This is a genomic window from Dongia sp., assembly GCF_041910485.1.
Classification (GTDB): Bacteria; Pseudomonadota; Alphaproteobacteria; order Dongiales; family Dongiaceae; genus Dongia.
Genome location: NZ_JAYRQR010000054.1, coordinates 1 through 23,971, shown reverse-complemented (window position 1 = coordinate 23,971; position 23,971 = coordinate 1). Strand labels below are relative to the sequence as shown.

Here is a 23,971-nt window from a genome sequence, read left to right as displayed (position 1 = left end):
TAACTGCAGGATCCAGGCAAGAATGCCTAATTACGCTCCTGATGTGGCAGATGTCCGAAACGTTGTCGATAGAGTTGGGCGAAATGCGATGGCGAGCCGAAGCCGCAGGAAAGCGCGATATCCGTCACCGCAAGGCTCGTCTGGGAGAGGAGCCGTCGGGCTTGATCCAGCCGGAGATCGCGGTGATAGGCGACGGGTGTGCGCCCCAACTGCGTGCGGAATTGGCGCTCCAGCTGGCGCTGCGAAATGCCGAGGGAGCGCGCGATGTCGGCTGGCGACAGCGTGCGGTCAAGGCATTCCTCCATCTTCTTGACCGCCTCGATGAGGATCGGCTTGGCGGTCCCGAGGCGGTGGATGAGGTCGCCGCGCTGATGCTCGCCGGCACCGCGGGCGCCGCTATGCACGAACTGCTCACCGACCGCCTTCGAGAAGGCAAGACCCTGCTGGTCGGCGATGAGGCGCAGCATCAGATCGAGTGCCGCGATCGACCCGGCCGAGGTGACGATGCCGCGATCGATGACGAACAATTCGTCGGCCAGGTCGAGATCCGGATAGAGCTCGGCGAGGCTCGGGCGGAAATCCCAATGCACGGTGCAGCGACGCCCGGTCAGCAGCCCGGCTCGTGCCAGGACAAAGGTGCCGGTCGAAACGGCGCCCACATCGCGGCCCAGCCGATGGTGCCGGCGCAGCCAGTTGAGCACGCTCGCCGCCTTGAAGCGCTCGGCATGAAAGCCGGCGCAGATCAGAGCAAGATCGAAGATCCGGTCGCGCACGGCGCTCATCGGCACCGTCTGCAACTCGATACCGGCACTCGACGCCACCGCGCCGCCGCTGTCGGACAGCAACGTCCAATCATAGAGCTTGCGGCCGGAGAGGCGATTGGCGATGCGCAGCGGCTCGATCACCATCGAAAAGGACGCCAGGGCGAAGTCCGGCACCAGCACGATGCCGATTTGGCGTGTGGTGGCGTCGGTACTCACGTTTTGCCGTCAGCCGACCTGCTGCCAGTGGCAGCGCAAATTCAATTGCGAAGCCGTGTTGGCGATGGTCGCCATGCAGGTGGCGGCCTTGGCCGCCGGCACCGACAAGGCCATGCGCAACAGGAAGCGCGCGCCTGAGGCCGACGGGATCGATTCCGAATTGAGGCGCACGATATTGGCGCCGAATTTGGGCAGCGCCTCGGATAGGCGCGCGATCAGGCCCGGACTGTCGTCGCCGGTGATCTCGACGCGGTGTGTGATCAGCGCCTGCTCATCATGGCTCTCGCGGTATTGGAAAGTGGTGACGGTGAGCTTGGCGTCCTTGAGGAGGGGCAGGGTGCGCAATTCCTTTTCGACGTCGCCGAGCGACGTCCCTTGCGGCAGCTTGGCGACCAGCGTGAATTCGGCACCGCCGCCGAGGACGGCAAAGGTGGTGTCGCCCAGATTGATGCCCAGGTCGAACAGCCGGCCCGTCACCTCGGCAATGAGGCCGGAATGATCTTCGCAGATGATGGAGATAAGGGCCGTGCTGTTCATGGATGGATCGCTCCCCTGTGGCCGGTCAGACGACGTTCTGCTCACGCAAGGCGGCGCCGGTCATCAACCGGTCATAGCCGAAGCGGCGCAAATCGAGGCTACGATACTGCCCGAAAGTCACCAGTTCGCTCAAGGCGCGGCCGATGGCGGGCGACTGCTGCAGCCCGTGGCCCGAGAAGCCGTTGGCAAGCAGCATGTTGTCGATGCCGGGGGCGAAGCCGACGATGACGTTCTGGTCGAAGACGTTGTAATCGTAATGGCCCGCCCAGGCACGCACCAGCTTGATAGCCTCGAACGAGGGAACGCGGTGTGCCAGCGTCGGCCAGATCAGTTCCTCGAACAGGCGATAGTCGAGCTCGAAATCGAAGCTGTCGGGGTCGTCATGTTCCTCCGGCGAGACGCCGCAGATGAACTGCGCGCCTTCGGGGCGGAACCAGACGCCGCTCGGATCGATGGTGAGCGGCACCTTTTCGAGCTCGTCGCGGCAATCGAAGACATAGATGAAACGCTTCCTGGAATGCACCGGCAGATCGATGCCAGCCATGGCGGCGATGGTACGGCCCTGGCAGCCCGCCGTGTTGATGGCGCAGCCGCAGGCGATCGTCTCGCCACTCGCCAGCTTGACTTCGGTGATGCGGTTGCCCACGCGCGTCAGGCCCGTCACCGTGTTGTTGATGTAGGTGACGCCCTGCGAGCGTGCCTTGCGCTTGAAGGCCTGCAGCAGGCTGTAGGGATCGGTCCAGCCTTCATTGATCGGGCCGAAGCTGCCGCCGGCAAGGTCGGTGGTATTCAGCCAGGGGAACGTATCCTGCAATTCGCGCGGATTGAGCAGCTCGGTCGCCGCCCCCAGTTCGTGCTGCAGGCGCTGGTTGTTGAGCAGCGTCTTCAGGCCGGCGCCGGTTGCCAGGAACAAATAGCCGTTCTCGCGGAACTCGACGCCCGCCCCTTCATTGCCGACCTTCAGATGCTCATCCGCCGATTTGATGAAGCTGGCGCCGAAGGCACCCATCAGGACGTTTTCGGCGGTCGAGAATTGCAGGCGCACGCCACCGGCCGATCGGGGCGTCGCCGCCTCGGCATAGGTGGGGTCCTTTTCGATCACGGCGATGGTACCGTTGAAATCCGGCTGGGTGCTGAGGAAGTAGGCGGCCGAGGAGCCGACCACACCGCCACCGATGATGACTACGTCGAAGCTTTGCATTTTGAGGCGCGATCGTTTGCTGTGATTGGGGTTGCGCTCGTTATAAGGGGCCGGCGCGTCACGGTCCACACCCACGGTACCTGACAGCGGTAACAGAAGAAGACGGCAACGGTCGGGTGCTTCGATTGTTGGGGGTGGTGATGGAATCGTCAGCTGGATTTGGTAAATGGACCGGCAGGGCAGGTTGGGGCCAAAGGATGCATCCCGGTCTTGACGGCGTCCTTTTGCTGCCTAGCTTAGGAAGAACGTACATTTATTGAGTGAGAGTTTGCATGAGCCGCGCGTTTGTGAAGGAAAATGATGACCAGGCGACCGAATTGCCGGAGCGCCCGCAATCGCCGCATCCCAATCTGGTGACGCCCCACGGCCTCGATCTTCTCCGCCAGCAGGAGGCGGCGCTGGAGGATCAGCGCGCCAAATTGCTGGGCGAAGATCAATTGCTCGACAAGGAGCAATTGCTCGTGGTCGAACGCGATCTGCGTTACGTCCAAGAGCGGCTCGTGCGCGCTGTCGTGGTCGATATCGAGGCGCAGCCCCAGGACGTCGTCGATTTCGGCGCCATCGTCGACACGGTCGACGAGAACGATGTGGAGCGCCATTTCCAGATCGTCGGCGAGGACGAAGCCGACCCCAACGCTGGCAAACTCTCCTGGGTCTCGCCCATCGCCTTGGCACTCAAGGATGCCAAAGTCGGCGACACCGTCCTCTGGAAGCGCCCGGCCGGCAATTTGCAGCTGGAAGTGACGCGGATTTCCTACGCCAAGGCTTGAGGGCCGCGCAGCTTGGCGCGGGCCGCAAACAGATAAGCCCACGACCCGGTGACGGGCGTGGGCTTTTCGATCTTCCGTACAAATGGATGCGCAACGCGGCTTGTAACGGCGACCTGATTGCGGTCGCCGCTTGCCGCTAGGCCGACATCACTGCCGATTGGAACCTGAACCCGGCCTCAATCGTCGTGATGACGCGAGCCGCGGCCATATCCGCCGCGATCGCCACCGCGATCTCCACCATAGCCGCCACGATCACCGCCGCCATAGCCGCCGCGATCGCCAAAGTCACGACGCCCACCGCCACCACCGCCGCCGCCACCGAACGGACGGCGCGGTGCCGCCGGGCGCGAAGGTGCCGCTGTCGATGTATCCAGATTGATCACGCGAAGCACCTGGATCCCTTTGCGTCCCTGGCCAACCTCACAGGTGATGGTCGAGCCTTCGGGCGCATCCTGCAGACCGGCATCTTTGAGGGCCGAGATATGCAGGAACACATCAGAAGAGCCATCCGCCGGCGTGACGAAGCCGAAGCCCTTCTCCGGATTGAACCACTTAATCTTCCCCCTGAGCTCGCTGCCGCCGGAGGACTGGTATTGGTCAGTCATGAGTGCGCTCTTAAAATCAGGACTAGAGATAGGCACTCCACCATGACCGCCAATCGAGGATGAGCGGGTCATGCCGAAAAGCCGCGTTCAGAATGGGCTGCACCAAACGGAAATGCAAGACTGGTAATACGCTTTCCGCCATTTCTTGTTGCGGCGGGTTAAGTCGAGGCCGGTGTCCGTGCGACCTGTTGCAACTGGGTCACGGAAGCTGGCCCCGTTAGTTGCCGCAATGCAGCAGCTGGCAGTCCGCCGTCGAAGAATTCCCCATCCTGGGCGAACTGGCGGGGCAGCCGCCACCAGGGCAAATGCATCCTACGGTGGTGGACGCGGTGCATGTTCATATTGAGGAACAGGGCCTGCAGCGGTCCGGGCAAAGCGAGGTTGTAGGCGTAGTCGACCTGATCGAGCGGCGTGCGGAAATGATAGACATTGTCCAGGAACGAGACGAGCAGACCGCGTGCCAGCAGGAACCCGGCCAGAGCCGGCCACCAGGGGCCCCAAGCGAGGGCCGCCGTCCCCAGGATGATGAGGGTGAACACCGCATCCTGCCGGATCTCGGCGATCCCCTTGGGACCTGCCAGCGCTTGTTCCGCCAGCGGGCGCAGGCGCGGCATCGGCGCCTCATCCCCGGCATAGAGCGACCGCACCATGCCCGCCACGAAGGATCGCGGCAGCAGATAGAGGAGCGGGGTCAGCACCTCGATCACATAGAGCCCGCCCAGCGCTTCACCGAAGAAGCGCAGGCGCGCCACCAGCGGCGAGGTGGTTGCGGGATCGAAGCTGTCCGGTCGGTCAAGTTTATGCCGGTTGAATCGGTGGTGCATCAAATGGCCGAACCGCAGCAGGCGGAAGGACGAGCCCCACAGGATGGCAAGGACCCGACCGGCCGTCCGGTTGCGCTCGGCATTCCCCAGCAGCTGGCCGTGGATCGCCTCATGCAGTGTCGCCCAATAGCCGTTGGCGATGAGGGCGAGGGGGAGGAGGCACCAGATCCAGGCCGGCGACCCGGTCCGTACCAGCAGCGGCAGGCCGAAGAAGGCAAAGAGGGTCGAACCGGCATAGAAGCCGAGGAGCGCGCGATTGATCCGCCGAAAGCGGCGCGTCTCAGGATGCGATGTTAACTCCGTCATGACCCTTTGATGACGTAACATGGCGGATGAGGCAACGGGCAATCGTGGGGTCGAAAGAGAGGGGCGGCGATGCGGCGCAGGTGCTTTTGGTTCTCCGTCCAGCCGGTCGCCGTGATGTTGGCGGCCCTCCCGGCATGGGCCGAACCGACCCTCCCGGCAAGCCCGCATCCCGACCTGCTGCGCACCTATTATGATTACGGCGTTGCCGAATATTGCGGTTTGGTCGACGCGCCGGTCCATAACGGCTTTGCCCTGCTGCGGCTCGATCAGCTGGCGCGTGGGCATGTCGGGCCAACGGACGAGAAGGCGGTCCGCATCATGGCCTTGCGGGCGGTCGATGATGAGTATCAGGACCGGGGCCTCTCCGGCCAAAAGACCTGGTGCCGGACCGAAGGGGGCGATGCCGTCCGGCGCTTCACAGCCTATTTCAGGAACCGCCAATTGCCACCGCCGTCACCGTAACTTTGCTTGAAATCCATGTGATTGGTGCGTAACGCTGCGCGTTGAGATTGAGTTCGGACTGGGGGCGGGCGGGGATGATTTGGGCTGTTCTGATATTGCTGGGTGCCGCCTATCTGCTGGCCCTCCTGCTGCTCTTCACCCGCCAGCGCAAGATCGTCTTCAACCCGAAGAGCGAGACGGCGCGGCTCGAAGATTATGCAGCACCCCAGGGTCTCGCTCCCGTCACTTACCGGACCCAGGATGGGGTCGACCTCATTGGCTGGTATCTGCCGCCCGCCCGGCCCGATGGGCAGACGATCGCCTATTTCCACGGCAATGCCGGCCATCATGGCGACCGGGTGGTGCGCATCGTCCCTTATGCGGCGGCAGGCTATGGCGTGCTGCTGGCGGGCTATCGCGGTTATGGCGGCAATCCCGGCACGCCGACCGAGCAGGGGCTCTATGCCGATGCCCGGGCGGCACTTGATTTCCTGCAGAAGCAAGGTGTTGGCCCGGATCGCTTGATCATCTTCGGCGAATCCCTGGGTTCGGCGGTGGCGACCCAGATGGCGACCGAGCGCCCGGCGCGGGGGCTCATTCTCGAAGCCCCCTTCGCCTCGATCCTGCGCTCGGCGCGGCAGCGCTACCGCTATCTCGCCTTCGATCTCCTGGTCCGGGACAAGTTCGATACGCTTTCCAAGATCGCGGCGGTCAACATGCCCTTGCTGGTGATCCACGGCGATCTCGACCGCACCACCCCGGCCATGTTCGGGCGCATGGTTTTCGAGGCGGCGCGCGAACCGAAAGCCGGCTTCTTTCCGCCGCTTGCCGGCCATAACGACCTCATGCAGCACGGCATGCCGGAGCGGGTTCTGGCCTTCCTCGAAGAGCTCGGCAAGTCGGCCCAATAGACCCGCCGAAGAGCATTGCGTGGACAAGTTTATCCACAGGCCTTGCGGGGTGTGTATTCTTCAGAAATATCTTTTAATTTCAGAATATTGAATTTCATTCCTTGTGGATATTCTGGGGAGAATAAACAAGGAACATGGATTGACGTTGCGGGGTCGAAAGTGGTTAACTCAGAGGCTTGATTACCCCGCGTGAGGATGGACTGAAATGGCGCAGGTTGCGGCGATCTCCCAACAGATCTGGGACATGAAATACCGGCTGAAATCGCTGGACGGGATCGCTCTCGACAAGACGATCGAGGAGACCTGGGGCCGCGTCGCCACCGCCTTGGCCGAGGCCGAGGCACCCTCGACCCGCGAGAAATGGACCGAGGCCTTTGCCGAGGCGCTGGCCGATTTCAAGTTCCTGCCCGCGGGCCGCATCCTGGCCGGTGCCGGTGCCAAGCGCACCGTGACGCTCTTCAACTGCTTCGTCATGGGGACGATCCCGGACGATATGGGCGGCATCTTTGCCCACCTCCGCGAAGCGGCGCTGACCATGCAGCAGGGGGGCGGCATCGGTTACGATTTCTCGACCCTCCGGCCCCGGGGCGCCCCGGTGAAGGGGGTGGGGGCCGATGCCTCCGGCCCGCTTACCTTCATGGATGTCTGGGACGCGATGTGCCGGACCATCATGTCGGCCGGCCACCGGCGCGGCGCCATGATGGCGACCCTGCGCTGCGACCATCCGGATATCGAAGCCTTCATCGACGCCAAGCAGACCGCCGGGCGCCTGCGGATGTTCAACCTCTCGGTCCTGGTCAGCGACGCCTTCATGGCGGCGGTCAAGGCCGACGAACCGTGGGAGCTGAAGTTCGGCGGCACCACCTACCGGGTGGTCCAGGCGCGCGAGCTCTGGGACCGGATCATGCGGGCGACCTATGCCTATGCCGAACCCGGCGTCATCTTCATCGACCGCATCAATCAGAAGAACAATCTGCACTACGTCGAAACGATCAGTGCGACCAATCCGTGCGGCGAGCAGCCCCTGCCGCCCTATGGCGCCTGCCTCCTCGGGTCGATCAACCTCACCACCCTCATCCGCGACCCGTTCACGGCCGAGGCGCATCTCGATGTCCAGGCACTTGACCGATTGGTCAGGACTGCCGTGCGGATGATGGACAACACCATCGACGTCTCGAACTTCCCGCTGGAGGCCCAGCGGGAGGAGGCGAAGAACAAGCGCCGCATCGGTCTCGGCGTCACCGGCCTCGCCGACGCCCTCATCATGTGCGAGGCGCGCTATGGCGGCCCCAAGGCCATCAAGCTCACCGACGATTGGCTCCGCGCCATTTCCCGCGCGGCCTATCTCGCCTCGACCGAACTCGCGGCCGAGAAGGGCGCCTTCCCGCTCTTCGACAAGGAAAAGTTCCTGGCCTCCGAGACGGTGAAGACCCTCGACAAGGATGTGCAGGCGGCGATCGCCAAGCACGGCATCCGCAACGCGCTCCTCACCTCGATCGCCCCCACCGGCACGATCTCGCTCTTTGCCGATAATGTCTCCTCGGGGTTGGAGCCGGTCTTCAGCTTCAAATACACCCGCCATGTCCTCATGCCCGACGGCACCCGCCAGGCGGAGGACGTGACCGACTATGCCTATCGCCTGTTCCACCGGCTGAAGGGCGAGGACACGCCGCTCCCCGATTACTTCGTCGATGCCCAGAGCTTGAGCCCTCACGACCATGTCGTGATGCAAGCGACGGTGCAGAAGCATATCGACAGCTCGATCTCGAAGACCATCAACTGCCCGGTCGATCTCTCGTTCGAGGATTTCAAGAGCGTCTACACCGAAGCCTATGAAATGGGCTGCAAGGGCTGCACCACCTACCGGCCCAACGACGTCACCGGCTCGGTGCTCGAAGTGAAAAAGGACGCGCCCAAGCCCCAGGCCGAACTGCCGCTCGTGGTGCAGAAGCCCGTGCCGCAATCCGAGCCCGTGCGCATCGATGCGACCAAGCCGCAGGATGTCTACGAGGCGGGCGGCGTCGTCTACATGACCCAGCCCTTGGACCGGCCCGAGGCTTTGCCCGGCGCCACCTACAAGGTGCGCTGGCCGGAAAGCGACCATGCCATTTACATCACCATCAACGATGTCATCCAGGATGGCCGCCGCCGCCCGTTCGAGGTCTTCATCAACTCGAAGAACATGGAGCATTACGCCTGGACGGTCGGCCTCACGCGCATGATCTCGGCCGTGTTCCGCCGCGGCGGCGACATCTCCTTCGTGGTCGAGGAATTGAAAGCTGTGTTCGATCCGCGCGGCGGCTCATGGGTCAGTGGCCGCTACGTGCCCTCGCTCCTCGCCGCCATCGGCGAAGTGATCGAACGCCACCTCATTGCCATCGGCTTCATGCCCGACCCGCGCCAGGACCGCGAGGAACTCGAACGCATGGTGGCGCGCAAAGTCGCCAACCTCTCCGACGGGCAAGGCAATGGCGATGCCGGCGGCCGCAAACTGCCGCACTGCCCCAAATGCAATTCCCCCTCGCTCATCCGCCAGGAAGGCTGCGACCTCTGCACCTCCTGCGGCTACAGCAAGTGCGGATGAGGGTGAGCGCCGCGCTCCCTGCTGCTATGCTCACGCCAGACATGAACCCGACCACGACGGGTGGTGATCGGGCTGTGTCATGCCCGTCGACCGCAGCGTGAACCTGACAGCCGAATCATATGTTGCGGTCAGCTGTTGCGGATCATTAATTCTCTCTGATAAGTTGTCCAGGCCAATCTTGTTGGCTTTAAGGACCACAGATCATTCACGCGATTTCCCTGGAATTCCTCCCCGCCGCGGTCGAGGTGCTGGAGACGCCGCCCTCGCCCTTAGGGAGAGCGCTGGCGCTCTCCATCTCCGCCTTCGCCGCCATCGCCCTCCTTTGGGCCTGCGTGGGGGAGATCGACATCGTCGCGGTGGGCCAGGGGAAGATCGTGCCCTCGGGCCGCACCAAGATGATCCAGGCCTTCGAGACGGGCGTTGTCACGAAGATCGCGGTCGAGGAAGGCCAGCATGTGGAAAAGGGCGATCTGCTGGTCGAGCTTGATTCCACCGCGACCGGCGCCGATACCGACCGGCTGACCAAGGAGCTCGCCACAAAGCGCCTCGATGTGGCGCGCCTGCGCTCGATTTTGGGCCTCCCCGGTGGCGAGGCGCTGGATGACGAGGGCGCTGCTTCCGGCTTCGACGAAGCGTCGCTCGCTCTCGCGCGCTCCTTCCGTGCCACCCAATTGGGCGAACAGCAGGAGAAGCTGGCGGCGCTCGCGCGCGAGTTGGAGCGCCAACGTGCCAACGCGGTCGGCACGAAAGCCGAGATCGCCAAGATCGAAGCGCAGCTCCCCCTGAAGCGCGAACAGGTGGAAGCACGGCGCGGCCTCCTTGAAAAGGGTCTCACCCCGAAGCAGCAATTCCTGGAGATGCAACAGGAACTCATCGCCATGGAAGGCGAGGCAAGTGTGGCGAACGCGCGCGCCAATGAGGCCCAGGCTGTCATCGCCACGATAGAGCGTCAGATCGCCCAGGCGAAAGAGGAGTTCGACCGCGACCGGCTGAAGGAATTGACGGAAGCGGAAGCCCAAGCCGCGCAGCTGACCGAGGAACTCAAAAAAGCGACCCAGCGCCAGGCCCTGCAGCGCCTCACCGCCCCCGTCGCCGGCACGGTGCAGCAGTTGCAGCTTCACACGATCGGCGGCGTCGTCGAACCCGCGAAACCCCTCATGGTCATCGTGCCGGAAGATGCCGGCATCGAGATCGAGGCGGAGATCGAGAACAAGGATATCGGCTTTGTGGAAGAGGGTCAGGAGGCTGTGGTGAAACTCGACGCCTTCCCCTTCACCCGCTACGGCACCATGGTCGGCCATGTCGCCACCATCTCAGGCGATGCCGTCGAGCAGCCAGCAAACAGCGGCCCGCCCAGGCTCATCTACACGACACGCATCCGCCTCGAGAAAGACACGATGAAGGTGGATGGTAGAGACGTGCAACTCACCCCCGGCATGGTCGCCGCGGTGGAGATCAAGACCGGGACCAGGAAGCTGATTGAGTTTGTGCTCTCGCCGTTGATGCGGATGGGTGACGAAGCGGGGAGGGAGCGGTGAAGCATCCAATTTTCTTTCCCAGCCCTCAAAACGAGTCAGGAATTCGAGTGCCTAACAATCACCTAGTCTACATATGCCTACAACTAGCAACTTGACAGCTGCCTATGTAGCGGCTGGCACTGCAGCGCTCGTTCTTTGGCGGCCAACACCATATGCGTCGCTTGAGGCCTTACGTCCTAATTTTTTTGAGGCGACTAAACATGACTACTGTCGGACTTCCTATTGCAATAAGGGCTTGGCGTGTATCCATTAATCGGATGCAGTTGAGAAATTTTGTAGTTGTCGGTTTGGCAACACTCGTACTTGGCGGCTGCGCCACTCGCTCTGTGGCAAGCTCGCCACCAGCTCTCTCCATTGTTGCATTTGATATCAATTTGCCCCCTACATCGACGGCTATTGTTAAAGAGGCACTTGAAGAGCAAAACAAGAATTCATCGACGCAAGCTCTCGCTATCCGCTGGATTGGATTTCGAGAACTCTTCGATAAGGACGGGGTCAAGCACCCATATAAAGCTATCCCGGATCTTGCTGGAGTCGTGCGTGTGAGTACATTTGCGTTGCCGGTAGTGGGTAACTATTCAGGACTTCAGGCAGCGAGGACACCCGGAGATGGGTCTCCAGATAGTTTTGCATCTACGAGCAACATACCTTCGCCGAAGTGGCTTATTGACCCGGCGCGAGAGATCGAAACACAGCCCGAACGTGACTTAATGCTTTCGCCAGCGGTGAGCTGCGAAACCGTTATGTGGCATCGTCACGATGGAACAAAGATCGGTGTCTTGGAGCTGAGCTTGTTCGATGTTTCCGTAGAACAGTTTTCAAGCTGGCCTGCCTCGTCAACAGTCGTCGATGAACAGAAGTTGACCGCGTCAATCACGCAAATACGGGCCTGCTACGCGGCATTCACGGCCAAGCTCTGGCGTCACTAACCGTAGCACACACCCGTCTATTCTTATCACCCCTATAGCTTCAGAGAACAATTATGTCCGTCTATGAGATCAAATACAGCGACAAGCTCGGCGCATTTGTTGCGACGATTGAGCGTGTAACATTCAAAGGCACTACGCAGCGCGAAGTGCAATTGTACTTGGATACGTATCAGCTCGGTATGTCCACTCCAGGTTATAAGATTTACCAAGATGTCTGGAAACGTGACACGACAGTTCGTTTCGAGGTCTGGTCGAGCACGTACGCGCGGCACGTACTATGGAAATCGGGGTCAGTGGAAATCGGGGTCAGAGTGAGATTTATTTAGAGGCGCTTGTTTGGTGAAGCATGAGGCGCAGCTTGGGGGCTGGTGATGGCGAGATTGGGTCGGTATTTCCTGAAGGACGTGCCGTTGCATGTCATCCAGCGAGGCAAAAATCGGGAGCCGGTCTTCTTCGATGGGGAAGACTATCAGCTCTATCTCGGTTGGCTGGGTGAGGCAGCGGCGGCGAACGGCGTGCGCATTCACGCCTATGTCCTGATGACCAATCACGTCCACTTGCTGCTGAGTCCCTCGGATGCCGACGGCTTGCCGCGCGCGATGCAGAGCCTGGGGCGGCGCTATGTCGGGCATGTCAACCGCACCTATCGGCGCAGCGGCACCTTGTGGGAGGGGCGCTACCGCGCCGCGCCGATTGAGGCGGACGCCTATCTGCTCGCCTGCCAGCGCTACATCGAACTCAACCCGGTGCGCGCGCGCATGACCCGCCAGCCATCGGCCTATCCTTGGTCCAGCTACCGCGCCCACGCCACGGGAGAAGAGAACCCGCTGCTCACCGATCATCCGATCTATCTGGCGCTCGGCCGCCAACCGGCGGCCCGGCATCAAGCCTATCGCCAGCTGTTTCGAGCCGCCCTGCCGGAGGACATGGTGGCGGCCTTGCGCCACGCCACGCAAGGTGGCTGGGCCCTGGGCAGGAGAATGAAATCGGGGTCAGAGTGAGATTATTCTGCGACCTCCGCACTTCCTGCGGCTACAGCAAGTGCGGGTGAGGCCTCAGCTGCTGGCACTCGTATAGTGGCGCACCGCATGACGCCAGATCAGCATCGACAGGGCGAAGAGGAGGGCGGCGATGAGCCAGCCCAGGGCGACGTTTTCCCAATTGGCCTTGGCGACGGCGGTGGCGGCGGGGATGTTGGTGATGAAGACGATGGGCAGCGCGAAGGTGAAGAAGAGGCGCAAACCCGCCGGATAGATCGTCGCCGGATAGCGCGCGGCACTCATCAGCGCATAGAGGATCATCTGCGCGTTGCTGATGCGCACGAACCAGAAAGCCGAGACCGTCACCATCGCCCACAGCGTGTAGAGGATCGTGATGCCGGCGGCGAGGGCGAGAATCGCCATCGCGATACGCTCGCTGCTCAACGTCCCGGCGCCCGCCATGCCGATGCCGATCAAGGCGGCACCGATGCAGAAGTTCGGCAGCTGCCAGACGCTCCAGGCCCGGAGCGACATGGTGAATTGCAGATTGACCGGTTTCAGCAGCATATAGTCCATGCTGCCGAGCTCGATATATTCGGCGATCTTGCGCAGGCTGGGGCGGAAGACGAGGCCCACCGTCGCATCGCACAAGGTGAAGACGCCGAGCAGCGCCGTCACCGCATGCTGGTCCCAGCCGGCAATATCGCCGCCCCGGCTGAGCAGCGCCTGCAGCACCAGGAAGTTGGCGCCGAGCGCCACCAGCGTGCTCACCATGTTGACGATGAAGCCGGTGCGATAGGCCATGTCCTGTTGCACCGAATTGGTGATGAAGCAACCGAGGAGGCGCGCCGATCTCATGCGCCGGCTCCGGTGAACCGGCGCAGGCCGCGCCGCCACAGCAGCAAGGCCGTCCCCGCCGTCAGCCCAAGCCACAGGATCTGCCCCGCGATCAATCCCACAAGCTGCGCGCCCGCATGCTCACCCATCAGAAACTCGACCGGCAGGCCGAACATGTAACGCCAGGGCAGCCAGGAAAGGACATGTTGCATCGTTTCCGGAAACATCGTGAGCGGCACGGTGAATCCGGTGAGGAGATAGAAAGCCACCGTATAGAAATCCTCGAACGCCCAGGATTGGTCGGTCCAGAAAGCGGTGAGCCCGATGCTGAGTTCGAGGTGGAAATGGATCAGCACCGCCAGCAGCAGCGACAGCAGAAACAGCGGCAGGCGCGCACCCTGCACGGCGGGCCAGGCGTCGAACAGGAAGAGGCCCAGCGGCACGATGATGAGGATCACCGGCAGGCGGATCGCATTGTCGGAGAGCTGATGCCCGATCAGCCGCCAATAGAGCGGTGCCGGGCGCAGCAGGTGATGCGACAGCTGGCCAAGGCGCACCTGCCGGTCCATTTCGCGGATGAGCCAGATCGGGCTCAACTGCCGTGATGCGAAGACGAACAGGAAATAGGCGGCGAACCAGGTACGATCGACGTCGCCGGTGTAGCCTGCATCGGCCAGCGACCGCCAGGCGAACAGCATGAAGATGGGGATCAGCCCCGCGCTCATATAAAGCAGGAACTCGACGCGGTATTGCAGATTGCTGGCATAGGCGCTGGCGAAGGAACGGCCGATGGCGCGGAGATGCCGGCCGATCACGATGGCGCTCCCGATCCGGCGAAGAGCGAGCGCAAAACATCCTCGATGGGGATGTCCTCGATGGCGATATCCTCGACCGGAAAGTTGGCGAGGATCGCGCCGGCAACCTGCGGCACCGCGCCGCGTTCGACGCGGAGGGTGGCGGCATGGCCATCGAGCCGCTCAACCAGGCCGAACCGTTCCAGCGCCTGCCGCGTGACCGGTGTCGCGAAATGCAGCTTCAGGATCTTGCGGTCCACCATGCGCTGGGTGAGATCGCGCAAACTTCCGTCGAAAACCACGCGGCCCTGATCGATGACGATGACGCGCGAAACCAGCGCCGCGATATCGCCCATGTAATGCGAGGTGAGAACCACCGTCGCCTTGTGCAGCCGGTTATAGTCGCGGATGAAATCGCGCACATTCTGCTGCATGGTGATGTCGAGGCCGATGGTCGGCTCGTCGAGGAACAGGATCTTGGGCTGGTGCAGCAGGGCGGCCGCCAGCTCGCACTTCATGCGCTCACCCAGCGACAGCGTGCGCATCGGCTTGTCGATGATGTGTTTGAGTGCCAGCAACTCGACCAGTTCGCCCAGGCGCCGGCGATAATCTGCATCGCCGATGCCGTAATAGGCCTGGTTGACCAGAAAGGAATCGCTCGCCGGCAGATCCCACAGCAATTGCTGCTTCTGCCCCATGACCAGAGTGATGCTCTGCAGAAAGGAATTGTCGCGCTTGTGCGGCGTGTGCCCGTTGACGGTGACGGTGCCGGCGCTCGGGTGCAGCAGGCCCGACATCATCTTCAAGGTCGTGGTCTTGCCGGCGCCATTGGGGCCCAAGAACCCGACGACCTCGCCATCCGGAATGTCGAAGCTGATGCCGTCGACGGCGACGATTTCGCGATACTGCCGCCGGACCAGTGATCGCAGGCTCCCCAGGAATCCGGCCTCTTTCACATGAACCTTGAAATGCATGGAAAGATTGCGAAGCGAGATCACGTATCACCCCTGCCATCAGCGTGGGATGAATTATCGCATGCCTTTCCGATTCGCCAACAACGGCCCTAGTTGCCGGAAAGCGCCGGCAATACATGCTCCAGCATGATGGCGGCAGGGGTTTTCCATTGGTCGGGCTGGTTGTAGGCGCCGCAGAGGATGGCGATGGACAGGCCGCGTTCGGGTATGAGGATCAGGCGTTGCCCGCCATTGCCCATGGCAAAGCGGCGTGGCCCATGCCCATCGGTGGCGGCGCGCAGATACCATTGATACCCGTACATGATATCGTCGAAGCAGGCGATACGCGGCGTGAACGTTGCCGCAAGCCAGGCTGCGGGAATGATATCGCGCCCTGTAAAACGCCCGTCCTGCAGCACGCATTGCCCGATCGCCGCGAGATCCCAGGGCGTCAGGCGCAATCCGGACGCGGCGGAGAAGGTTCCATCGCCGCCTCTGGTCCAGTCGGCGGCATCTATGCCGAGTGGCGTGAAGAGATGTGTGCGCGCGAAGTCGAGCAGAGAAAGGCCGGAGCCCTTCTCGATGATCCGCCCAAGGAGCGCCGAGGCACCGCCTGTATAGGTCCATTTCGACCCCGGCGTTGCGCAGGCGGGTCGTTCCAGAATGAAACGGAACCGGTCCGGCGCCATCTCCATCGCGATCTCGCTGTTGGCCGGATCGGTGTAGGGGAGATCCTCATTCCATTCCTGCCCCATCGTCATGGTGAGAACATGGAAGAGCGTGAGTTCGTGCAAATGCGGATGCTGGGCAAGATCGGCATGTTCCGGAAATTGCGCGAGAAGCGGCGCCTCTGGTGCCGGCACTTGGCCCAGCCCCAATGCGATGCCGTAGAGCAGACCCACGATCGATTTGCTGACCGATCGCAGATCGTGAAGCGTGTCGGGGCCGAAATCGACGCATCCCAAGGGTCGGCCCCAGGCTTCGTCCTCCCCGGTCACATAGCGCTCCAGAATGCGCTTCCCGTCGGCCGCGATGACGAGCCCATGCAGGTCCGGCAGCGCACCATCGGCAACGGCGCCATCGAGCTTCGGCTCGAACGCGGCGCTGAAACCATGTTCGGTCGGTGCATCCGCTTGCCACTGATACGGCATCGCTTACTCCTTGATCGGCAGCCAGATCTCGAAACCGCCCAACCCGGTCGCGGGATCGAAGCGCGCATGATAGCGTTCCTGCACCGGCGTGTCGGCGGCCTTGAAACCGGATGCCGGCAGCCATTTGTTCCAGATCGTGTGGCAGACGCTGCGGATGTCGGATACGTGCCCCTCATGGGCGAAGATGGCATAACGCTGCGCTGGCACGCGCAGGCGGAACAGCTCTGCCGGCACGTCGGTGAACTCCGTCACTTCGACGCCCGCCACATAGTCGAAATTGCCGCTATCGTCGTGGGTATGGCAGATGCCATAGCCGGCACCGGGAACCATGTGCGGTATTGCGCCCCAATAGGCGTTGAAACGCTGCCACAGGGCTGGGATGCCAGCCACGTTACCGCTGTTGAATTTGTCGTTGATGCCGACAAAAAGGCGCGCCGGCATCTCCGCGAAACGGGGCTCGTTCAAGGCGATCGTTCTGATATCGTCCATGCGCATGGGCTCCAGACAGGAAAGATCTTGCAAACTTCCGCGCTGGCGCACCTCTTCCGGCGTCAGGCCGAAGAAATCGCGAAAGGCGCGAGTGAAGGCCTCGTGCGAGCCATAGCCGATCTCGATCGCCACATCGAGAATATCGGGGGCACCGTCGGCCAGCCGCCGTGCCGCTTCCGTCAGGCGCCTGCCGCGCAGATAGCCGATGACGGAATGGGTGGTGGCGGCCGAAAAAGCGCGCGACAGGTGGAAGCGGGAAACGCCGCCATTTTTCGCAATGTCATCCAGCGAAATATCGTCGCGGAAATGACTCTCGATGTACCACAGGGCTCTGTCGACTGGCTTCATCTTGCACTCTCACTTGGCCGGCCCTTTATGCCAAACCGGCCGGCGCCCCATTTGATCGATCTTGCTGTTGCCGGACAGCAAGCATCGGATAGCGGCGATCCTGCCGGTTGGCGATAGTCGGATCATCTCACCGATCTGGAGTCAGCACTATGACCGCCGCCATCAAATTCGTCTCGCTGCCGACCGAAACAGTGCGCGCCCTCCAGGGTGGCGCTCCGGACGCCAACGGACAACTGCCGGAAAGGCACATTTCCGATGGCGACGGCGTCCCCTGCCGGCATTGCCAGCAGGATGTGGCGGCGGGCGATATCTATCTTATCCTGAACTACCGGCCTTTTCCGTCAGCGCAGCCCTATGCCGAGACCGGGCCGATCTTCCTCCATGCCGATGGCTGCCCGCGCCATCCGGAAACCGGCGAGTTGCCGCCGGTCATTGCCGTGCGCAAGCTCTTCCTCATCAAGGGTTACAATGCGGCCGACCGCATCGTCTATGGCACCGGCCAATTGGTGACGCCGGCCGAAATGCAGGATGCTGCCGCGCGCGTGCTGGAACGCGACGACGTCGCCTATCTCCACGTCCGCTCGGCCTTCAACAATTGCTTTCAATGCCGGATCGAGCGGGCGTGAGCGATCAGGGCATTGCCAGATTGGCGACATCGGCGCCGAAATAGGCCTGTGGTTCCGATGGGGTCGCGCCCAGTTCCGCCTCGCGCTCGGCGACGCAGGCCTTGGTGCGGTCATAGAGTTCAGCCCAAGTATAGACCCAGGTCCAGGAATCCAGCAGGCACTTGTCGTAATAGGTATAGACCTGCCCCGCACCGCAGCCGAAGGAAGGCCGATCGTCGCGCGCCGCGGTGAGGATGATGCGGTTGGGCTGCTCCATCCCGTCATGCAGGAAGATGCCGCTGTAGCAGGCGGAGACGATGACGACCGTCGGTCGCGTGCCGCAATGATTGTCGAGCCATTGATCAAGCACGCGCGGCGGCAACAAGGCGCCGGTGCCGCTCGCCTGGCTCAGATAGAAACCGTCCTTGGTCCCGTGCGAGGTCATGAAGACCAGGCATTTCTCCTGCTGGCTCTTGGTGACGTAGCCGAGCGCCGCATCGATCGTCCCGACATCGGCAATCTCATTCTCCGACGGCGCGATGCTGGGGTCGGAAGTGAGGCGACTCATGACCACATCGGGCTTGCGCTCGATGAGGGAATAGAAGCGGCGCGTCGCATTGTCGAACGCCTTGATCGAATGATCGCCGGCCACGAACAAGGCGCCCCATTCGTTCTTGCGCGGGACGGAGGCGATGGCCGTCTGCTGCTGGGCATTGCTGTCCGGGGCGGGCTGCGGCGCGGCTGCCTCAGGTATCGTTGTCTCAGGCATCGTTGTCTCAGGCACCGTTGTCTCGGGCGCAGCTACCTCGGCAGCAGGTGCAGCGACCGGCGCCGTGGCCGGTGCAGCGGCGGGTTCCGCGGTTTGCTGGCCGCTGCCAAAACATCCGCCCAGCATGGCGATCAACGGCAGGACCGACAGGAATTTTCCGAAACGCATCATCAACATCCATCCCTAAATCCAAAGGCGCCGGTACTACAAGCGAAGGGCGGCGGCGATGGCCTTGACCCCGGCCGCAATACGGTCATCGGGGACGGCGGCATAGCCGAACATCAATCCGCTATTCTGGCGCGTCTTCCCCACATCATAGGCGGAGAGGGGGGAGACCGTCACGCCCGCAGCGGCAATTTTCTGCGCGACCGCCGCATCCCCCAACCGGCGCAAAATGGGGTCGTTCAGCCTTGCTACCAGATGCAGGCCCGCCGCATCCGGCTTCATGACGATCCTGTCGCCAAAATGGCGCGTGGCCGCGTCCAGCAGCAGGGATTGGCGATGGGCGTAGCGGCGGCGCATGCGGCGGACGTGGGCGGCCAAGTGACCGCTCGCGAAGAACTCAGCGAGCGCCGGCTGCGTCGCCATCGCCGGTTGATCGTCGACCACGGCGCGGACCTGGCGGAACGCTTCCGAGAGCGTGGGTGGTGCTACCAGATAGCCGACGCGCAAGGAGGGGAACAGCAGCTTCGACAAGGTGCCCACATAAATGACGCGGCCATCCTCATCGAGGCTGCGCAGGGCGGCGAGGGGCCGGCCCGAATAGCGGAACTCGCTGTCGTAATCGTCCTCCAGCACCCAGGCCTTCGCCGCGCGTGCCCAGGCGAGGAGGGCGAGGCGCCGCTGCAGCGACATCACTATGCCCAGCGGATATTGATGTGAAGGGGCGACGCAAGCGAGGCGTGCCTTGGGGGCTTGGCGCAAGCCTTCCTCGACATCGAGCCCTTCCTCATCGACGGTGACATGGACGAGGCTCCCGCCCGAGGCGCTGATGGCGGCGCCGATACCGGGAAAGCCCGGCCGCTCGACCCAGACCTTGTCTCCCGCGTCGATAAGCAAACGACAGGTGAGGTCGACCGCCTGGCGGATGCCACTCACGATCAGGATATCCTCGGCCGCACAATCGATGCCGCGCGCCTGGCGCAGATAGTCGGCAATGGCCGCGCGCAAGGGTGGATAGCCGCCGGGATCGCCGCCATTGATCACGGCCGTCGCCGGATGACGCCAACTTTTGGCAAGGAGCCGTGACCACAGCGCAAAGGGAAAGTCGCTGCTGTCGATATGACCCGGCATGAAACAGGGAGCGAGCAGCGAAGGTGTCGGCGCGGGGCGTGCGCGCGGCGCATCGAGCAGCCGTTGCCCGCGCTGGGCGATCTTCGGTGCGGCGGCGGCGGTGCCGGAACGGCGCGCCGTCTCGGGGCGGAGGTCAGGCAGATCGCTCGCCACATAGGTTCCCGACCCGCCGCGCATCACCAGATAGCCCTCGCTCAGCAACTGGTCGAAGGCGCCGAGCACGGTGTTGCGCGAAATGCCCAACTCATCGGCCAGCGCCCGGCTTGCCGGCAGTTTCTCGCCCGGCCGCAGGCGCGCATTGAGGATCGCCTGACGCAGGTCGGCATAGAGTTGCTGGAAGAGCGGCGTCGGCGCCGCCGGGTCGAGGCTGACGGCAAGCAGCGAGCCGATGCCGGATGGCTTGGGCATGGTGGGCGTTCCCAAAGTGGTACCAGACTATAACATGATCCGGATCTTTATAAGGAACCGCTTTTCAGGCGATCCTTTGCGCATGTCGCAACCCATTGCCGAGAGCGCCGATCATGCCCGATGCCAGCTTTACGCCGACCGACCGCAGCCGCGTCAAACGCCTGCACGAACGCGGGAAATATGACGAGGCCAGCATCTTCGCGATCCTCGACGCCGCCTTCATCGCCCATGTCGGCTATGTCATGGAAGGTCAGCCCTTCGTGACGCCGACTGCTTTCTGGCGGCAGGGGCGGACACTCTATTGGCACGGTTCCGCCGCCTCGCGCATGCTGCGCTTCCAGGAGAAAGGCGTCCCGGCCTGCGTCACCGTCACCCATCTCGACGGTCTCGTCCTCGCGCGCTCGGGCTTCCATCATTCGATCAACTATCGCTCGGTCATGGCCTTCGGCACGGCGAAGCTGGTCGACGATCCGCGCGAAGAGGCAGCGCAGCTCGACCTTTTCATCGACCGTCTCTATCCCGGCCGCCGGGCCGAGCTGCGTCCCAACGAAACGCAGGAATTGAAAGGCACCACCGTCATCGCGATGGAGATCGAGGAAGCCTCAGCGAAAACCCGCACCGGCCACCCCAAGGATGACGAGGCGGACTATGCGCTCGATTGCTGGGCGGGCGTGATCCCGATCCAGCAAGTGGTGGGAAAGCCGGAAGCCGATCCGCGCCTGAAGAAGGGCGTCGATTTCCCGACGGGTCTCACGCGCTATCGCGATGGTGCCCGCTTCGACGAATTGCTTGTGGCGCAGATGACGGAATAGGGCCTAGCGACCGACGCCGCGATATTCCGACAGGGGAACCGGCGTCGGCGAGCTCAGCAGCTTGTCGATGTGATAGCCCTGGAACATGCCGAAGCCCAGATCGCGGCCGGTCATATAGCCGTCCTCGTCATCGACGCGGGCCAGGGCCAGCACGATGCCGGCCTGTCGCATGCGGTCGAAATAGCTGCGCCGGCGCATGAGTTCCGCGCCGATGCCCGGCTGCCAGAAGACCTTCACCATGTTCGGGTTGAGCTGGGCAAGGTCGATCACGTTGATGAGCGAGGGCAGCAGCCCATCGATCGCCACCGTGCCGCCGCGTCCTTGAATGAGGTCGCGGGCCGCGAGGAACTCGTTGAAGTTCTGCATGATGTCGCCGATGCGGAACTCGAAATTGAAGCGCCGCAGGGAATTCAGCGAGCGCTTCTCGAAGACGTCGAAATCGCTGGAGAAGACGCTTTCGATATTGAGGTTGAGCGAGGCGCGCTGTTCCGGGCGTTTGATACCTTCGATCGCCTTCAAGATGATGCGGTCGAGGGTTACCGTCATCTGGTTGAAGACGTTCTTGTTGTGGCGCATGTCGACGCCGACGAGGAGATGCTGCCGGAGCGCCGCCATGCTCGCGAAGAACTCGCTCATCACCGGATGCAGCGGCTTGCCTTCCTCATGGATGGCGATCTGCTGGCTGCGCAGAAACAGATCCGCAAAGCGCGCGTCGCCCAGCTGCCGGTAGGCGGCCTCGATCTTGGTGATATGCTCGAGGAGGAGCATATCCATCATGTGCGAGACTTGGTCGACATTGGCGGCCTGATCGGCGAGGCGCCGCACCAGCTCCAAGGCGCGCGGCCGGTCGCGGCGCAAATCGATGATCTGGGTGATGCGGTTGACGTCGACCGCGCCGAAATAGTCTGGCAGCTGCCGGCCGATCATGCGCAGGAGCTGCAGCTTGGTGTCGGAGAGGATGCCGGAGACCAGCACCTCCTGGTCGGCCACCGTCATCACAAGGCTGGCGAGGCTCAGGCGATAAAGCCGGCAGCCGCGGCCGGAGAAGAATTCCTCCAGCCGGTCGGCAAAGGCCTTCAGGAATTCGATTCCTTCCTTGGTCCGGGTGAACTCCTCAAGGTTCAGCACCAGGACATAGGGCACCATGCCACGATTGATCGGCGGATTGCTGATCCAGTCCACCAGTTCGTCGATCTCGCTCATGCCGTGGGAACCCATTCTAAAGAAGACGGCCAGTATGGGGCCGGTCGCCGAGTCGTCAAGCCGCCGATCAAGGCCGGGGCGGCAAAAGCAGGGCCGGATCGAGCCGGACCTCGTTCCAATTGAGCCCCCAATGAAGGTGGGGGCCGGTGGCGCGCCCGGTCTTGCCGACGGCGCCGATCACCTGGCCCTGGCGGACCTCCTCGCCCGGCACGACGTCAATCCGGCTCATATGGAGATAGCTCGAATAGATGCCGAGGCCGTGGTCGATGATCACGGTGCCGCCGGTCAGGTAGAAATCGGTTTCAGCGAGGCGCACCATGCCGGCGGCCGGGGCGACGATGGGGCTGCCTTCGGGGGCCGCGATGTCGGTGCCGAAATGGGGCGCCTTGGGTGTTCCGTTGAGGATGCGCTGGCTGCCATAGACCCCGCTGATCGGCCCTTCGGCGGGCCAGATGAAAGTCGCCAGAAAATCGCGCCGGTTCGATGGGTTGGCGCGCGCGGCCTTGACCTTGGCCTGGTCCGCCTTGATGCGGGCTTCGGTCGCCGGGTCCGGCGTCACCATGTTCTGATCCAGCTTGTCGATGCGCTGGATTTCGTAGCTGCGCGGTGCCACGGAAAGTTCCTGCTGTTCGACCTTGCCATCGGCATGGACGATGGTGAGCTGTGCGGCAGTGCCCTGATCGCGGCCGAAGCCGATCACGAACGTGCCGTCGCTCCCCACCTCAATCGGATTCTCGCCCAGCAGCACGGTGGCGCCGGGTTCCACATGTCCCACGGCAAAGCCGCCGGGTTGCAGATGACCCTGAAGGTCGACAGCACTTGCCGAGGTGGCGAGCAGGCACATGGCCGCGCCCAATATCAGATGCAGCTTCACAGCAATGACCCTTGCGTGCCCGATGCGGAACCCTTGCCGCGTTTCGGTTTGTCTGGCCCCTTGCCGGCGACCGCTTCGACCGAGCCGTCGCGGAACTGCAGGGTGAGCGCATCGCCGTCGCTCACCGATGCGGCGGCGAGGACCGGCTTGCCCGCTGCATCACGCACCAGGGCGAAGCCGCGTTCGAGAATCTTTTCGTAGGAGTAGCTGTCGAGCAATTGGCCGAGATGTTCGAGCAGCGTGCGCTTGCGCGTCGCAAGATCGGTGAGGAGGCGCGGAGTGAGCCCGCTCGCCACCCGCTCAAGCGAACGGTGCTGCCGCTCGAGGGCGAGATTGAAGGCGTTGCCCAGCTTGTTGGCGGTGAGGTCGACGGCACTCCGAGCTTCGGCCAGTTGCTGGTGGGGCGTCTTCAACTCGGCCCGCAATTGCGCGAGGCGATCGAGGCGGCGGTGGAAGTAGGGACGCCGCGCATTGGCCCAGCGTTCGGCCCAGCTGTCGAGTTGCTGGCCCTTTTCCTGGATGAGGCGCATGGGTTCCGGAAGCCCCCGCGCCAGGCCTTCGACCGTGATGCGTGCCTCGCCCAGACGCCGCGTCACGGTGCTGGCCAAGCGATGCCCGATCTCGCCCAGCAGCGAGGCAAGTTCCGCCCGCACCGGCACAGCCATTTCGGCGGCGGCCGTCGGCGTTGGCGCGCGGCGGTCGGAGGCGAAGTCGATGAGCGTCGTGTCCGTTTCGTGACCGACGGCGGAGATGAGCGGGATGGCGCTCTCGGCCGCCGCGCGCACCACGATCTCTTCGTTGAAAGCCATCAGATCCTCGATCGACCCGC

At 63.0% G+C, this 23,971-nt stretch carries 24 protein-coding genes; 9 read left to right on the top strand and 15 right to left on the bottom strand.

Translation table 11 applies throughout. The features are described 5' to 3' along the window. Positions 1–26: 26 nt before the first annotated feature. From ACE3PP_RS18205 to ACE3PP_RS18195, 3 genes are read right to left on the bottom strand one after another with little or no spacing between them, the layout of a single operon-like run. Complete coding sequence (locus ACE3PP_RS18205; RefSeq protein ID WP_374384692.1) at positions 27–980, bottom strand: GlxA family transcriptional regulator; 954 nt, start codon at positions 978–980, stop codon at positions 27–29. A gap of 9 nt (positions 981–989) precedes the next feature. Continuing rightward, positions 990–1,517, bottom strand: a complete 528-nt coding sequence (locus ACE3PP_RS18200) for a glycine cleavage system protein R (protein WP_374384690.1) — start codon at positions 1,515–1,517, stop codon at positions 990–992. A gap of 25 nt (positions 1,518–1,542) precedes the next feature. Next, positions 1,543–2,718, bottom strand: coding sequence for an NAD(P)/FAD-dependent oxidoreductase (locus ACE3PP_RS18195; RefSeq protein ID WP_374384689.1), 1,176 nt, complete (start codon positions 2,716–2,718; stop codon positions 1,543–1,545). A 272-nt stretch (positions 2,719–2,990) separates the two neighbouring features. Here ACE3PP_RS18195 and ACE3PP_RS18190 point away from each other — a divergent pair, with 272 nt between their 5' ends. Continuing rightward, entirely contained in the window at positions 2,991–3,488 is a 498-nt protein-coding gene (locus ACE3PP_RS18190; protein ID WP_374384688.1) for a GreA/GreB family elongation factor, read from the top strand. A gap of 176 nt (positions 3,489–3,664) precedes the next feature. Here the strand turns inward: ACE3PP_RS18190 and ACE3PP_RS18185 are convergent, their stop codons facing one another. After that, complete coding sequence (locus tag ACE3PP_RS18185) at positions 3,665–4,093, bottom strand: cold-shock protein (RefSeq protein WP_374384687.1); 429 nt, start codon at positions 4,091–4,093, stop codon at positions 3,665–3,667. 158 nt (positions 4,094–4,251) lie between these two features. Further along, positions 4,252–5,223, bottom strand: a complete 972-nt coding sequence (locus tag ACE3PP_RS18180; protein ID WP_374384686.1) for a fatty acid desaturase — start codon at positions 5,221–5,223, stop codon at positions 4,252–4,254. A 69-nt stretch (positions 5,224–5,292) separates the two neighbouring features. On the opposite strand from ACE3PP_RS18180, the gene ACE3PP_RS18175 reads away from it, so the two are divergent. From ACE3PP_RS18175 to ACE3PP_RS18150, 6 genes are all read left to right on the top strand, one after another. Further along, complete coding sequence (locus tag ACE3PP_RS18175; RefSeq protein ID WP_374384685.1) at positions 5,293–5,685, top strand: hypothetical protein; 393 nt, start codon at positions 5,293–5,295, stop codon at positions 5,683–5,685. A gap of 74 nt (positions 5,686–5,759) precedes the next feature. After that, complete coding sequence (locus tag ACE3PP_RS18170) at positions 5,760–6,575, top strand: alpha/beta hydrolase (protein WP_374384684.1); 816 nt, start codon at positions 5,760–5,762, stop codon at positions 6,573–6,575. A 205-nt stretch (positions 6,576–6,780) separates the two neighbouring features. Further along, complete coding sequence (locus tag ACE3PP_RS18165; protein WP_374384683.1) at positions 6,781–9,159, top strand: adenosylcobalamin-dependent ribonucleoside-diphosphate reductase; 2,379 nt, start codon at positions 6,781–6,783, stop codon at positions 9,157–9,159. A gap of 245 nt (positions 9,160–9,404) precedes the next feature. Further along, positions 9,405–10,697, top strand: a complete 1,293-nt coding sequence (locus tag ACE3PP_RS18160; protein WP_374384682.1) for an HlyD family type I secretion periplasmic adaptor subunit — start codon at positions 9,405–9,407, stop codon at positions 10,695–10,697. 200 nt (positions 10,698–10,897) lie between these two features. Continuing rightward, positions 10,898–11,626 (top strand): hypothetical protein, encoded by a 729-nt coding sequence (locus tag ACE3PP_RS18155; protein ID WP_374384681.1) that lies wholly within the window; start codon positions 10,898–10,900, stop codon positions 11,624–11,626. Positions 11,627–11,997: 371 nt separating this feature from the next. Next, entirely contained in the window at positions 11,998–12,627 is a 630-nt protein-coding gene (locus ACE3PP_RS18150; RefSeq protein ID WP_374384680.1) for a transposase, read from the top strand. 54 nt (positions 12,628–12,681) lie between these two features. On the opposite strand, the gene ACE3PP_RS18145 is transcribed toward ACE3PP_RS18150, so the two are convergent. From ACE3PP_RS18145 to ACE3PP_RS18125, 5 genes are all read right to left on the bottom strand, one after another. Further along, a complete protein-coding gene (locus ACE3PP_RS18145) occupies positions 12,682–13,464 on the bottom strand; it encodes an ABC transporter permease (RefSeq protein ID WP_374384678.1) in 783 nt (260 codons plus the stop codon). Further along, a complete protein-coding gene (locus tag ACE3PP_RS18140) occupies positions 13,461–14,258 on the bottom strand; it encodes an ABC transporter permease (protein WP_374384677.1) in 798 nt (265 codons plus the stop codon). Before ACE3PP_RS18140 ends, ACE3PP_RS18145 begins: the two co-directional genes overlap by 4 nt. After that, positions 14,255–15,235 (bottom strand): ATP-binding cassette domain-containing protein, encoded by a 981-nt coding sequence (locus ACE3PP_RS18135; RefSeq protein WP_374384676.1) that lies wholly within the window; start codon positions 15,233–15,235, stop codon positions 14,255–14,257. The genes ACE3PP_RS18140 and ACE3PP_RS18135 overlap by 4 nt, the downstream gene beginning before the upstream one ends. Before the next feature lie 65 nt (positions 15,236–15,300). Beyond that, positions 15,301–16,341 (bottom strand): serine hydrolase domain-containing protein, encoded by a 1,041-nt coding sequence (locus ACE3PP_RS18130; protein WP_374384675.1) that lies wholly within the window; start codon positions 16,339–16,341, stop codon positions 15,301–15,303. A 3-nt stretch (positions 16,342–16,344) separates the two neighbouring features. Next, a complete protein-coding gene (locus ACE3PP_RS18125; RefSeq protein WP_374384674.1) occupies positions 16,345–17,178 on the bottom strand; it encodes a GyrI-like domain-containing protein in 834 nt (277 codons plus the stop codon). Between the two features lie 149 nt (positions 17,179–17,327). Between ACE3PP_RS18125 and ACE3PP_RS18120 the strand changes: the two genes are divergently transcribed. Continuing rightward, entirely contained in the window at positions 17,328–17,804 is a 477-nt protein-coding gene (locus ACE3PP_RS18120) for a DUF1203 domain-containing protein (protein WP_374384673.1), read from the top strand. A 4-nt stretch (positions 17,805–17,808) separates the two neighbouring features. On the opposite strand, the gene ACE3PP_RS18115 is transcribed toward ACE3PP_RS18120, so the two are convergent. Both ACE3PP_RS18115 and ACE3PP_RS18110 read right to left on the bottom strand, forming a co-directional pair. Beyond that, positions 17,809–18,723: a C13 family peptidase gene (locus ACE3PP_RS18115; RefSeq protein WP_374384672.1), complete on the bottom strand. Its 915-nt coding sequence runs from the start codon at positions 18,721–18,723 to the stop codon at positions 17,809–17,811. A gap of 33 nt (positions 18,724–18,756) precedes the next feature. Beyond that, positions 18,757–20,253, bottom strand: coding sequence for a PLP-dependent aminotransferase family protein (locus tag ACE3PP_RS18110; protein WP_374384671.1), 1,497 nt, complete (start codon positions 20,251–20,253; stop codon positions 18,757–18,759). Between the two features lie 113 nt (positions 20,254–20,366). Between ACE3PP_RS18110 and ACE3PP_RS18105 the strand changes: the two genes are divergently transcribed. Next, positions 20,367–21,065, top strand: a complete 699-nt coding sequence (locus ACE3PP_RS18105) for a pyridoxamine 5'-phosphate oxidase family protein (protein ID WP_374384670.1) — start codon at positions 20,367–20,369, stop codon at positions 21,063–21,065. Between the two features lie 3 nt (positions 21,066–21,068). Here the strand turns inward: ACE3PP_RS18105 and ACE3PP_RS18100 are convergent, their stop codons facing one another. The 3 genes from ACE3PP_RS18100 to ACE3PP_RS18090 all read right to left on the bottom strand — a co-directional run. After that, a complete protein-coding gene (locus ACE3PP_RS18100) occupies positions 21,069–22,268 on the bottom strand; it encodes a hypothetical protein (RefSeq protein WP_374384669.1) in 1,200 nt (399 codons plus the stop codon). A gap of 67 nt (positions 22,269–22,335) precedes the next feature. Next, complete coding sequence (locus ACE3PP_RS18095; RefSeq protein WP_374384668.1) at positions 22,336–23,142, bottom strand: M23 family metallopeptidase; 807 nt, start codon at positions 23,140–23,142, stop codon at positions 22,336–22,338. Continuing rightward, positions 23,139–23,971 (bottom strand): exodeoxyribonuclease VII large subunit (locus tag ACE3PP_RS18090; RefSeq protein ID WP_374384667.1); only part of this gene is annotated, 833 nt, incomplete at its 5' end. The genes ACE3PP_RS18090 and ACE3PP_RS18095, both read right to left, overlap by 4 nt.